The following is a 13,370-nucleotide window of genomic DNA, read 5'->3' as shown; positions in this document are numbered from 1 at the left end:
ACTATTACTTATATGCGTCCTTACCGACTTGGATATTGTCTTTTGTGACTTCTACATAAGGAACACGCACAGCTTTCGTATCATCCAATTTCCACTCAGTCCCTTCAAGGACGTCTTTTCCATTGGCAGCGTTAATGGCAAGCTGTACAGTTGCACCACCCTGGTTTTTCGCATCGTTCAAAACAGTTCCAACCATTTTCCCATTTTCAATCATGGAAAGCGCTTCCGGGATTGCATCCACACCTACGACAGGCATGAACTTATCTCCGGAGAAGTAGCCAGCTTTTTCAAGGGAAGCAATGGCACCCAATGCCATGCCATCGTTATTGGCAATAACAAATTCTATCTTGTCCTTGTATTTTGCCAGCCACGCATCAAGCTTTTCGGTAGCCTTGGTAGCATCCCACATCGCTGTATCCAAAGCCAACTCTTCCACATCAATGCCTTTTTCTTTCACGGTATCAATTGAGTATTTGGTCCGGGCTTCGGCATCTGGATGTCCTGGCTCCCCTTTTAATAGGACGTATTGAATCTTGCCATCCTTGTTTTTGTCCCACTTATCCTTGTTTGCTTCCCACGCCTTTGCAATCATCTCTCCCTGGATGACTCCGGATTCAGAAGAAGTTGTTCCGACATAGTACGCTTTGTCGTAACTGGCCATTACATTGGCGTCAGGCTCTTTATTGAAGAAGATAACAGGAATATTCTTTGCTTTGGCCTTGTCAATGACAGTAGTGGCCGCTTTAGGATCGACCAGATTGATCGCCAGGGACTTCGCACCCTTTGCAATCAGCGTATCAATTTGCTCAATCTGTTTTGCCTGGTCATTCTGGGAATCATTCAGAATGAGATTGGCTTTTCCTTTTGCCTCTGTTTCCATGGCACGGCGCACATAAGACATAAAGTTGTCATCATATTTGTAGATGGTAGCGCCAACAGAGACTTCTTTGTCCCCGCCTCCTGAACCGCCGGAGTTTCCTCCTCCTCCGCCGCTGCTGGATGATGAACTATTGCAGCCGGCAGCCAATAGAATGCTAGAAGCAACTGTTAAAGATAGCATGAATCCTTTTTTTCTCTTAAACATCAGATCAGTCCCCCTTGTTTATTTTTAAAACCAGTGTAAGCCCTTACAATTATGTTAGCATGTATCAGTACATTCCAATATCCAATTGAATAGCATTAAATTGTGATTATCTAGATTATTTTGTCTCTTTGACCAACCACTCATATTGTTCTATGTATTTTCTTGCTATCGGCTAACGAAAAAATCCACTACCCGCGAGAATAGTAGACTACATCAGAGAGCGCTTTTCGGTATTCGGATGGCGACAAGCCGGTATGTTTCTTAAAAACGCGGCTAAAATAATTTGGGTCTTTGTAGCCGATGGAATAGCAGATTTCTTTCAGGCTTTTTGCCAAGTCGGACATTTCCTGCTTGGCATGCGCAATGCGGATATCTGTAAGATAATCGATGAACGTCATTCCAAAGCGTTCCTTAAATAGCTTGCTGAAATAGTACGGGCTCAATTCAATGTGCTCAGCCACCTGCTCCAGGGTCAACGGCTCAGCATAATGGATTTCCAGATACTCTTTAGCCTTTTGCAGCAAGCCCTTTGTCTCCTTATTCCTCCAAACCTGAATATATTGCACAACGGCCATCACAAAGGCTTTCCCTCCCTCAATTAGAGGATAAGCCTCATTATGATCATCAACCGAAAAATTGGGTTTATACTGGAGCCCAAGTTCATGCAATGTACGCGATATAACAACTAATAATTCCTGGAAAGACTTTTTCAGAGCGGAAATATTCCCTTCCGTACGTGCCAGGGCATGCTGAACGAATTCTTGATAATGAGTAACTGCAAGACTAATGTCCCCTTGCGTGATTGATTCCAAGAGGCTCCGCTCCACTTCAAGGTCATGAGCTGGTTCGGCGGTAGAAAATGATTCTTTCCTGGCAAAGGAATAGTTCCTCTTCTCCCTCCTATCCAGCTGTTCCAATGCAAATAATGCCTGAATAAATGAATGGGACAGTTCTTTGGCGAAACGATAAGGCTCGCCAATCCCCATATATAATTGTGAGTCAGCAAATTTCTCCTTAAAAAGCATATTAAACGCCCGCATCATCGCCTGGCATTGGGATTTATATTTGATAATTTCCGCTTCGTCCCTGCATAAAAACAAAACAGGTATCTTGCTGTCCATGGGTGTTCCAATGATTGTTCCCTGATTACTGACCCTCTTCAAGGTATCCTGCAGCCACTTCATAAACATATCTATTTGAGCGCTTGCTGAAGAGTAGAATGAGAAAACGATAGAATACCCGGCTTTAATTTCAAAACCCAGCAGCCTGCTCATTTCCTCAAAGCTTGTATCGTGAACCGGATTGACAAGCAATGATGACAGCCATTCCTTTTGTGCAAATGTAAGGGCCTGCTCATAATTGGTCAATAATTTGTTTTTCTCCAAATCCTGCTCTTTCTCAGCCATAATTTCCTTACAGACGCGGGAAAGGGATTCAAGGATGTCATCCTTCCGGCTGGGTTTAAGTATGAATTCCTTCACTCCCTGGTTCATCGCCTCCTTGGCATAATCAAATGTATTAAAAGCGGATACCATAATGAATCTTGTATGGGGATTGTATTGTTTAATTGCCCGTACCGCCTCAAGTCCATTGATGCCTGGCATCTTAATATCCATGAAAATAATATCAGGAGAATGCTGTTTTGCCATCTCGATCGCAACCCTGCCGTTCGACGCTTCACCTATCACTTTTACATATTCCATATGTGCTGAAATTATTTTTGAAAGCGCAACACGCTCCAGCACTTCATCGTCAGCTATTAATACTTTTAGCAAGCTGTATCCCTCCATCTTTTGCATACGGAATCATCAATCTGAACAAGGTGCCTCCTTCTAGTTCTGATTCTATTTCAATTCTGGCACCCTCATCAAAAATTTGAAGTCTTCTTATTACATTTCTGACTCCAATGCCTGTACCGCCCGACTTTTGCGTTTGTACGGGGTCATCCTGTTCCTGGCCGGCAATAAATTTCAAGAGCCTGTTCCTGGTAACAGCATCCATCCCGACACCGTTATCGCTGACTTCGATCCAGACCGAATTGTTGCGTTTAAAAATAGACAAGGAAATAATCGCTCCCTCTTCATACGACTCTACCCCATGTACAAATGCATTCTCTACAAGAGGTTGCAGTATTAATGACGGTACATACATATCTAGGCATTCTTCCTCAATATCTGTGGCAAATTGAATTCTTTCTCCGAATCGTGTTTTTTGGATGTAAAAGTATTCCTTTACCACATCCACTTCCTTTTTTAATGATGTTGGTTTGTCAGCATGTCCCAAATTATAACGAAGCAGTGCAGACACGGCCTCAATCAATCGTGTTGTCTTCTCCGCATCCTCCAGATATGCCATTTTTGAAACTGTATTCAACGTATTGAAAAGAAAATGCGGATTAATTTGGTTTTGCAGGCTTCTCAGTTCGAATTCCTTTAACAATTTATCCAGCTCGGACTTTTGCTTGATCTCGATTATTAATTCACTTATATTCATCCTCATCTGATTAAATGTTTCAGTTAATGGTTTAAGCTCATCCTTTGTTGTGACGGGGACTTCTTCACCGCTAAAGTTTCCTTTTGCAATTTCACCGGCCGCTTTAGACAGTCTGCTGATTGGGCGTGTAATTCCTCCCGAAATCCAGAACGCAATTAAAGAGCTTAATAAAAATGTAGAGATGAATAAGGGAAGTGTCATCTTTCCAAAAAGCTGGTTCCGCTCCTCGATATCATCATGGAATTTTTGATAATTATTCAACTCCCGATTCAATAAAGAAAGTGTGCTTTCCTGAATGAAACCTGCAATTTTTGTAGCCTGGTTTACGTGCATATAATAGTCACTGATCTGGGAGCCATGGAAAGAGCGGATTGCCATGTCACTCTCTGTCACAAAGCTTTCCAGCATATTTGGATAGCTGTCCATGATCACGCTCTCATCGGGGCGCTGCAGGCTGGAAAGCTTTGCTTTCATCTTCAGCAGCTTTTCTTTTTCTTTCTGGTAATCATCCAGATAGCGCTGCTCTTTTCTGGCGAAATAGGCCTGCCATGTATCCATCACCAGTTTTGTCTGCTGGGATGTTTCATTCAGTAACAGAAAGCTTGCGAAACTCTCATCATATTCCCGGATCGTCCGTTGGCTGCTCTGATAAAAAAACAGAGCGACAGAGGACATTAACAGAATTAACACAAAAAAATACAGCAGAAGTTTTGTTCGAATGGAGAATATCATCGAATAAGTGCCTCCTGTGGCATTATTTTGTGCAAATCACTCTTTCTTAAAATTGTGGTGCTTGTATGCTTGATTGGAGCTACAGCCTTGCCATGGATGGCCTCAACCATCATTTGCACGGCTCCGTACCCCATCTCGAATGGCTTCTGGGTGACTGTGGCTCTTATGATTCCTTTTTCCATATACACAACGGTCTCTGGCAGCGTATCATACCCGATGATATAAGGTTTTTTCGAAAGCTGTTCTGCGACCTGGGCAATCCCTATGCCATCGAGTGCACTGGTTCCATAAAAAGCATTGACTTCAGGATGCTCCTGCATCAGTTTGTATGCTTTTTCCGCAGCGCCCACTCTTGTAATTTTTGATTCTTCTATACCGACCACGGAAATTCTCTTCTGGCTCTTAATGGCGTCCATAAATCCTTTCACACGAAGCTGCTGATGATTTGTCCAAAGATCACCTGTGATAATTCCTACTTTTACCTTTCCATCTGTATCATGTATGAGTGCACTGCCGGCTAAATAGCCGGAGTAGTAATTATCAGTGCCAATATAGGCAATCCGATTGCTTTTAGGTGCATCTGTATCTATAGTGATCACAGGAATGTCGGCGTCCACGATCCGGTTGATTAAGGGTGTGAACTGCTCATCCGTCAATCCCTGGGTAATGATCCCGTCCACCTTTGAAGCAGCTGCCATCTCAAGGGTGGTTAAATGCTTCTCGATATTTGCTTGTTCAGGTCCCAGATACTCCAGAAGAATCCCTCTTTCGGCAGCAGCCTTTTTCGCCCCTTTTTCAACAAGCCTCCAATAGTCATTGTCGAGCTCCTCTGGCACAAGTACAAAATGGTACTTATGCTTTATGGGTGCCTGTCCATGGACAGGAGTGAAGAAATTAAGTTTGTAAATATAATGGATGGTAATTGCACAGCTGATGACAAAAGCAATGATTCCGACCATGTAAATTTTTCTTTCCATTCTGTCCATAGTATCCCCCATTTTTGTACCAATGCTGATGTCTATGAAAAAAGAATTCTAGCATAAAAGAAAGCGCTGTCAAAAATTGCAACTCTCTACATGTTCTATCAATACAAAAGATATTCCTGTAATAGTTCAGTTTTTTTATTCGATTTTCTAATCTCCAAGCACACACAGGAAATTGGGACTAACCGGTAGGATTCTTTAGCCTTATATACTAATGAGAGGTAATAGTTAGATAGTCTTAAATCTTGAATTAAGAACAAGATAATCCAGACAATCGCAAATAAATCCATTATCTTGCAGGATTTTCTGTTTTTTACCCATGATATAGTCTGTTTGTAAGTGCATACATAACAATGCGGAAGGAGGGTCCTTACAATTCTTTTTTATACATGAATCAAAAAATGTATGGGAGGTACTAAAATGGCAATAAGAAAAGCAGCAAAAAAAATACTTACAGGTTTGACCATTCTCTCCTTGTCTGTTGGTACAGTAGTTGGAACTGTATCCAGCAACGCAGAAGCAAAAACGAAAGACGCCTCATACAAAAACTCCAAGCTCCCTATTGAACAACGGGTAAGCGACTTGCTCTCTAGAATGACGCTCGATGAAAAAATCGGCCAGATGGTGCAGCCGGAGCGCAATGCCCTGACTGCTGAAGATGTCAAAAATTATGGCATCGGCTCCATTTTAAGCGGGGGAGGATCCCTGCCGCCAACAGGGAATACTCCAAAAGATTGGGCTGATATGGTCGATAATTTCCAAAGCGGGGCTCTGAACAGCAGGCTTGGGATCCCAATCATCTATGGCGTGGATGCTGTGCATGGCCACAATAATGTTTATGGTGCTACTGTTTTTCCTCATAATATTGGCTTAGGTGCAGCAAACGACACCGACCTAATGAAACGCATTGGCGAGGTAACGGCCAAGGAAGTCCGCGCTACAGGTATTTCCTACACATTTGCACCTGTCCTGGCCGCCCCTCAAAACATCCGCTGGGGCAGAACGTATGAAGGCTATAGCGAGGATCCACAAGATACTGGCAAGCTCGGTTCTGCGCTGGTAAAAGGGCTCCAAGGTGATCTAAAGGATAAGGATTTCCTTAAAGGTGAGCATGTGGCGGCAAGCATTAAGCACTTCGTCGGGGACGGCCTGACTGAGGGCGGCGATGACCAGGGAAATGTAACAGAATATACGGATGAAGAAATCAAGAAGCACATCAAGCCTTATAAAGAAGCAATCAAAGCCGGAGCACGCACGGTGATGGTTACGTATTCAAGCATTAACGGACTAAAAACGCATGGCGACTATCACCTTATTACTGAAGTATTGAAGGGAGATCTTGGCTTTACCGGTTTTGTCATCTCTGACTATAATGGCCCTCAGCAAATCGTTCCAAACGACTTTAGGGAATCCATTAAACGCAGCGTAAACGCTGGAATCGACCTGTTTATGATTCCAAATGATTGGAAACAATTCATATCCACTGCGAAAGAGCTTGTAGGTACTGGTGAGGTTTCACAGAGCCGTATCGATGATGCCGTTACCCGGATTCTCCGCGTGAAGTTTGAAAACGGATTATTCGAAAACCCTTATGCCGACAGAGACCTGGTGGCACAAGGAATAGGTACGGATGATCATAGAAAAGTTGCCCGTGAAGCAGTAAGAAAATCTCAGGTATTGTTAAAGAATGAAAATGATATACTGCCTCTAAAGAAAGATGGATTGAATATATTTGTCGCTGGGAAGAAAGCAGATAATATGGGATACCAGGCGGGAGGCTGGACAATCAGCTGGCAAGGCGGATCCCCTCAATGGATGGGACAGCCTGAAAAAGACCTGATTCCTGGAACAACAATTTTGGATGGCATTACGGAGGTTACCGGTCCAAATACAAAGGTTGAATATAGTGAGGATGGTACGGGAGCACAGGGACACGACGTTGCAGTTGTCGTGATCGGTGAACCGCCATATGCGGAAATGTTTGGAGACCGTGATGATTTGGGACTTCTGCAGGAAGATATCGACCTGTTAAATAAGGTGAAAGCTTCCGGCGTTCCAATGGTAGTGCTTCTGCAATCCGGCCGTCCAATGATCGTAACCGACGAGGTTAAGGATTGGGACGCATTCGTTGCTTCATGGCTTCCGGGAAGCGAAGGAGCTGGTATTGCTGACGTTCTATTCGGCGACTATCCTTTCACAGGAAAGCTTTCCTTCACATGGCCAAAGAATATGCAGCAAATCAATACACATGATAAAGTCCATCCGCTGTTTAAAAAAGGCTTTGGACTGCAAACTCATGTGAAAGGCAAGAAGCATTAGAAGCTTTGATGCTATAAAAAAGGGAACGAATTCGCGGGGATTCGTTCCTTTTTATCTTTTTTCCACAAACAGTTCGGTGCTTTTCCATTTTCCGAATAAATAATATGATAGAGCAAACGCACTGCTGATTACAAATCCAATGCCCATCCCGAGTGCAATTCCCTCTTCCCCTATAAGCGAGGAGCAAAAGTATGTCAGAGGATAACGCAGTACCCAGAAAGAAATAATGTTTAGAACGAGCACCTGATACATGGCACCTGATCCCCTCACTACCCCATTCAATATAAAATTCATCCCGATAAATGGATAGAAAAAGGCAACGATTCTCAGGTATTCTGCGCCAAATCCCACAGCGTCCGGTTCCTGGATAAACAACTTTATCGCAGGTTCAGCAAAAATAAAAATAATGGCGGCTATCAGAAGCATGATGACTAGATTATATAATGTTCCGTACCATGCAATTTTATGGACTCGATCCCATCGCCCTGCGCCAATATTATGACCCGCCATGCTGTTTACAGCCGTGCCCAGCGCCATTGCCGGCAAGGTAATCAGGCTATCGAGCCGCTGTGCCGCACCAAAGCCGGCAACCGCATGCGCACCGAAAGAATTGACTACAGTCATGATTGCGGTGACTCCCGCGAAAATAACGGTCATCTGCAAACCGGCCGGTATGCCTAATTTTAGGATCAACAGAATCTCTTCCTTGTCTGGAAGGAAAGGGACAGTAAACGGGACCGCACCTCTCCGAAGGGTATAGATGACTCCTAGAATGAATGACAAACCCTGAGAAGCAACAGTGGCATAGGCCGCCCCTTCTACTCCCCAATCAAGTACCGAAATAAAAATCGGATCCAATATGACATTAAGGACTACGGCAATAAATACAATCCTTAAGGGCGTTTTACTGTCGCCCAGCGCTCTAAGCACCGTGCTGATAAAATTGTAACCCAATAAAAACAGGATTCCGACAAAATTAATCCTTAAATATGCAGCCGCATCATCGATCATTTCTGCGGGGGTGTCCAGCATATGCAAGATCGGCTCTGTACATACATAACCGACTGTTCCCACTGTCAGTGACAAAACGGTCAAAAGCACAACGAACGCATTCAGGTAATTTTTAAGCCCGGAATCATTATCCTTGCCGCGCTGCTGTGACAGAATCGTCAAAGTGACATTATTAACTCCTATAATAAATGAAAGCACTGTCAGAATGACTGTGCTGGCAACTGTAACCGCTCCGAGTGCATTCGCCCCAATCAGATTCCCGACCCACAAACTATCAACAAACTGATAAGAAACCTGAAGCAAATTCGCAAGCATAATCGGAGTAGAAAAGAAGAATAGCTGTCTAAGAATATTTCCCTTTGTAAAATCCAGCTGTGGCAATTCAACTGCTCCTTTTTCGCTTTTGTATTTTCATATCTTATCATAATGGTGTCAGGTTATTCAGAAATGGCGCTTAAGCAACTATGTCCACTCCCTCTGCCTGTATCGTTACTCGCGAGAAGGCATTTATTATACCTATATTTCATACTCTTCTTTTACATTGTTAGCTGCCATGGTATATACATAAAAAAAGAGAACCAATACGGTTCTCCCTGATTTAACATCCGTCATGAAAATGATAATACGGCGCCTCTTAAGAGCCATTTTCTGTGCGCTGGCTTAACACGGACGCCATTAAGGCCATTATTCTGATTTCGCATGTTATACCTGCAATCCTCTGCTTGGCGGTCACACTATCAAAAAAGGAATGACCTTGCGAACTAAGAGCTAGCTGCAGTTCCTTAATCTCTATTGATTTGCCTGCTTAATCATTCCTTTGTGATACCAGATCATTCATAAAATTTACTACTTTTTTATCTACATAACCCTCCGCCTGAATACGTTCATCAAAATTCTCTATCAGATGAAATGACTGCAGCGCTTCAAATATTTCCTGATCGGAAGGCTGTGCTGTTTTTATATAACCCAACTTTGTTAGAAGTCCAGCCATTTCTGCTTTGAATTCACCTTGCACCTCGAGGATGTCTTCATTCGCTGATTTGTGAAAATATAGCTCATGCAGCCGTAAAATCCTTATTAATTCTTTAACTGGCTCCTGATGGTCATCTACACGCAAATCAATATACCGGTCAGTAATTCCTCCATAGCCTCCATTTTCCTTAACAACCAGCAGTGCTGCCGATTGCTTCCCGCGGCTGTCCCCTCCAGCGTCCTCCCCTGCTTTCAATGCAACTGCAAGCCGTGCTGCCAAGCTTCCTGTGGCACTTTGAAAAGCGTCAGCCATTGCTTTTACGACATCTTCCCCTGTTAAAATATTCCCCTGGCATGCGAAATTAGGACCAGATATACCTCCCGCCCAGGAATAACAGTCACTTCCAGTAAATGTAGCACTGTTTCCTTCAGCATCTACCAGACCGACCTGCCGGCTCTCTCTCTGTTCATCCTTTTCCAGCAACAATTGCAGCGTTTGTTCAGCATCCTTACCCTCTGCCATCCACTCAAGCCCATCTTTCCCATATAGAGGGTTTGCCCAAGATTGCGTCGCAATAGCCCCTACTCCAGCCTTTGCCCAAGGCACAATCGAACCTACAGATAAAAATTTGGATGCAACCGCAACTCCTAACTCTTCTGTTTCCGGGTCAAACGCGACAATTGAAAAAGTATTTACATAATCACGCGGTAATTTATTCATGGTTAATCCCCTCCATTTATATTTTTGAGTCTAAGTTCTTCTGTATGGCACGCAAGAAAAATGGACAAGCGCGAACCACATGCTTCCATGCCGCATTACAGTTCTAACTATTCTTCTTCCACAAGAAATGTATTGCTGTATATTTATCATATTGTTCTTTATGGCAACAAAAAAATATACTTTGTATATGCCTGACCGTCATTGAGTCAATTCATTGCTACCATTCAAAAGCATCGGTTACTGATCCCTATACCCTTTACAAGCGTACCATGGGTTGCATGAAGCAACTTGCTAAAAAGACCCATTTAAAATCATATGTAAGTGTAAGCTTATTCATCCAATTTAAGAGATTCATATTGAAAACCAAGATATTGGTAGTTTTGTTTTCGATACATTTCTTTTGGTGTATCTTCCCCATCGGCTACCAAAACGACGGTCTTGTCCAGAAACTCATCCATCACAAATTTTTGTATCCGGCTCCCGATACCTTTTCTCTGAAAATCTTCCTTAACCACTAAGCCATCAATTTCAGCAGTATCTTCCGCAATAATAACATCGGCCGAACCAGCGAGGCCGCCTTTGTACAAGGCGATGATTTGCAATATATTTTCATCTTTGAAATTCCGTAGATGCTGTCCCTGTTTCTGTTCGGCATAATTATGACCGTATACAGCATCCTGTTCATACTGAAATTGTAAAAAGGATTCCAATGTATCGTGAGCTACCTTCTCAACCACAATATCAGGATGATCTGCTACAGCAACGAAGTCAGTTGGCTGGATCGCAAAAAGCTCCAAAAAGCCAATGGTGTAATTCGCTTCATGATTCATGTAATTCGATAGTTTCGTAGTCAATTTTTCCCCTTCCGGAAAATAAAACCGCAGATGGTTCTGCCCAAATTTCTTATGGTAAAACCTTAAATACTCTTCAGCCTGCTTAAATTCATCCATCGCCGGCATTCTTTTAAACCTTATGAAATTGCTGTCGTACTGCAGCAGCATCTCTGGGTTATGGACATGTATGTAGAAATCGTTTTCAAACACTTTTTGGCCGAGCCTGCGGATATTTCTAAATGTTATGTTTTTCATTTGTTTCTCCTTTATTTGATACTAAGGCCCGCCCTCTATAAATTCTGACATTTGAGCCATAAAGGCGAATAGATAACTAATACGAAATGAATGCCGGGGAATCCTGCAATTTACTGAAAATTAATACGTAACAGTACGTTGTACGAAAACAGAAAACAGGTTGGTTTTTGTTTTAAAGGTCAGTAAAAACCTTTGATAATAGTTATATTTTCATCATAATAAGCCCAACAATCAATTTCTATTAAAAAATGTTTTCAGGAAAACCATGCTTATGATCATCGAATCCTTTGTTTTATGAGCAGAATCCCAAGATTTATGCGCAAAATCTTAAATTTTTGATCGAAATTTTAAGATTTTTGCGCGAAATCCTTTTTTTATGCTCGAACGGTTCATAGGTCCAAAAAATTCGCAGGACTCCCCCTCGTCTATAAAAAAACTGCACCCTAATTGCAAGTTTAACAATCAGGGTGCAGTACACGTGCATGTTCTTTATGCAGCCTTCCGAATATCTATGGTTTTTCCTTCTTTACGCCACTCCCTGAATTCAGCTGCAGCCGTAAAGAGGACGTCTGTCGATGAGTTAAGGGCCGTTTCAAAAGAGTCCTGTAACACACCGATGATAAAGCCTACTCCCACTACCTGCATAGCAACATCCCCCGGGATCCCGAATAAGCTGCATGCAAGAGGGATCAGCAATAAGGAACCGCCAGCAACACCGGAAGCGCCGCATGCACATATTGCAGACAGTACACTAAGGATGATAGCAGTAGGAATGTCCACTTCAATGCCAAGTGTATGGACCGCTGCAAGTGTCAAAACAGAAATGGTAACAGCGGCACCAGCCATATTGATTGTTGCACCTAATGGAATTGAAACTGAGTAACTATCCTTATTCAACCCTAGCTGTTCAGATAGTTTCATATTAACCGGGATATTTGAGGCTGAGCTTCGTGTAAAGAATGCTGTAATGCCGCTTTCCTTCAAGCACTTAAAAACAAGCGGGTATGGATTTTGGCGTATAACCGCGTAAACAATGGCCGGATTCACAACCAGCGCTACAAAGAGCATGCAGCCGATCAAAACAGCAAGCAATTTTCCATAGCTGAGCAATGATTCAAGACCATTTGCAGTAATCGATTCAAATACCAGACCTAAGATTCCTAATGGAGCAAATTTAATGACCCATGTAACCAGTTTGGACACTGCATCCGAAAAATTGGAGATGAGGGTTTTTGTGCTGTCGGCGGCATTTTTTAATGCCAGCCCCAATAGAACCGCCCACGCTAAAATACCGATATAGTTCGCATTAACAATTGCTTTGACCGGATTATCCACAACATTCATCAGCAATGATTTCAGAACCTCTACAACACCGCCAGGAGCCGTTACACCCTCGGCACCCTTTGCAAGTGTTAGGCTTACAGGGAAAATAAAACTTGCAATAACGGCGATTAATCCTGCTAAAAAGGTTCCCAAAAGGTAAAGGCTAATGATTGATTTCATATTCGTCTGCTGGCCGCTCTTATGCTGTGCAATTGCCGACATGACCAGGAAAAGTACCAGTACTGGTGCAATTGCCTTTAGAGCACCGACAAATAAAGAGCCAAAAATCACAACAGGCTTTGCTGCTTCAGGCATCGCAATAGCCAAAATAATACCGATAACCAAACCAATGATAATCTGTTTTACCAGGCTCAATTGATTCCACTTGTTCCATATATTTTTCATAGATGTCCCCTCCATAGGTTCGAATTTAGTTCTGATAACCTGGAAAATACAGATGGCTTTTAATTAGATAGGAATTGTTCTTTAGTTTCATGAAAATGAAGCATTAGCTCATCTAAATATAGTCATGCCTGATTCCTCTAACTGTTCCACGTTACAAAGACAACTGTCTTTCTGATAAATACTATTATAATCATTTCTTGATATATTACAATATTAAAAGTTTTGTTGAAAATATTTTT

General features: G+C 42.6%; 9 protein-coding genes. 1 reads left to right on the top strand and 8 read right to left on the bottom strand.

Annotated elements, in window-relative coordinates:
• Positions 1-4 precede the first annotated feature (4 nt).
• The 4 genes from mglB to V1500_RS06495 form a co-directional block, all read right to left on the bottom strand.
• A complete protein-coding gene (gene mglB, locus V1500_RS06510; RefSeq protein WP_409304769.1) occupies positions 5-1,084 on the bottom strand; it encodes a galactose/glucose ABC transporter substrate-binding protein MglB in 1,080 nt (359 codons plus the stop codon).
• A gap of 188 nt (positions 1,085-1,272) precedes the next feature.
• Positions 1,273-2,859: a response regulator gene (locus V1500_RS06505; RefSeq protein ID WP_409304768.1), complete on the bottom strand. Its 1,587-nt coding sequence runs from the start codon at positions 2,857-2,859 to the stop codon at positions 1,273-1,275.
• Complete coding sequence (locus V1500_RS06500) at positions 2,837-4,309, bottom strand: sensor histidine kinase (RefSeq protein ID WP_409304767.1); 1,473 nt, start codon at positions 4,307-4,309, stop codon at positions 2,837-2,839. Before V1500_RS06500 ends, V1500_RS06505 begins: the two co-directional genes overlap by 23 nt.
• Positions 4,306-5,295, bottom strand: coding sequence for a sugar-binding protein (locus tag V1500_RS06495; protein ID WP_409304766.1), 990 nt, complete (start codon positions 5,293-5,295; stop codon positions 4,306-4,308). The genes V1500_RS06500 and V1500_RS06495 overlap by 4 nt, the downstream gene beginning before the upstream one ends.
• A 417-nt stretch (positions 5,296-5,712) precedes the next feature.
• Between V1500_RS06495 and V1500_RS06490 the strand changes: the two genes are divergently transcribed.
• Positions 5,713-7,611 carry a glycoside hydrolase family 3 protein gene (locus V1500_RS06490; protein WP_409304765.1) on the top strand — a complete coding sequence of 633 codons (1,899 nt, stop codon included), beginning with the start codon at positions 5,713-5,715 and terminating at the stop codon, positions 7,609-7,611.
• 51 nt (positions 7,612-7,662) lie between these two features.
• On the opposite strand, the gene V1500_RS06485 is transcribed toward V1500_RS06490, so the two are convergent.
• The 4 genes from V1500_RS06485 to sstT all read right to left on the bottom strand — a co-directional run bounded on the left by V1500_RS06485 (position 7,663) and on the right by sstT (position 13,131).
• Positions 7,663-9,003 (bottom strand): MATE family efflux transporter, encoded by a 1,341-nt coding sequence (locus V1500_RS06485; RefSeq protein WP_409304764.1) that lies wholly within the window; start codon positions 9,001-9,003, stop codon positions 7,663-7,665.
• Between the two features lie 424 nt (positions 9,004-9,427).
• Entirely contained in the window at positions 9,428-10,315 is an 888-nt protein-coding gene (locus tag V1500_RS06480; RefSeq protein WP_409304763.1) for a DUF1028 domain-containing protein, read from the bottom strand.
• A gap of 329 nt (positions 10,316-10,644) precedes the next feature.
• Entirely contained in the window at positions 10,645-11,403 is a 759-nt protein-coding gene (locus V1500_RS06475; protein WP_409304762.1) for a GNAT family N-acetyltransferase, read from the bottom strand.
• Positions 11,404-11,892: 489 nt separating this feature from the next.
• A complete protein-coding gene (gene sstT / locus V1500_RS06470; RefSeq protein WP_409304761.1) occupies positions 11,893-13,131 on the bottom strand; it encodes a serine/threonine transporter SstT in 1,239 nt (412 codons plus the stop codon).
• Between the last annotated feature and the right edge of the window lie 239 nt (positions 13,132-13,370).

It is taken from the genome of Peribacillus sedimenti (genome assembly GCF_046237635.1).
GTDB classification, from domain to species: Bacteria; Bacillota; Bacilli; order Bacillales; family DSM-1321; genus Peribacillus; species Peribacillus sedimenti.
Note: the sequence above shows the minus strand (reverse complement) of the source record. Positions and strands in the feature narration are given on the sequence as shown.

Bases quoted from the DNA above. Each gene is read 5' to 3' on its own strand.
- V1500_RS06480 (WP_409304763.1), bottom strand. From the start codon at position 10,315: ATGAATAAATTACCGCGTGATTATGTAAATACTTTTTCAATTGTCGCG.
- V1500_RS06500 (WP_409304767.1), bottom strand. From the start codon at position 4,309: ATGATATTCTCCATTCGAACAAAACTTCTGCTGTATTTTTTTGTGTTA.
- mglB (WP_409304769.1), bottom strand. From the start codon at position 1,084: ATGTTTAAGAGAAAAAAAGGATTCATGCTATCTTTAACAGTTGCTTCT.
- sstT (WP_409304761.1), bottom strand. From the start codon at position 13,131: ATGAAAAATATATGGAACAAGTGGAATCAATTGAGCCTGGTAAAACAG.
- V1500_RS06475 (WP_409304762.1), bottom strand. From the start codon at position 11,403: ATGAAAAACATAACATTTAGAAATATCCGCAGGCTCGGCCAAAAAGTG.
- V1500_RS06495 (WP_409304766.1), bottom strand. From the start codon at position 5,295: ATGGACAGAATGGAAAGAAAAATTTACATGGTCGGAATCATTGCTTTT.
- V1500_RS06490 (WP_409304765.1), top strand. From the start codon at position 5,713: ATGGCAATAAGAAAAGCAGCAAAAAAAATACTTACAGGTTTGACCATT.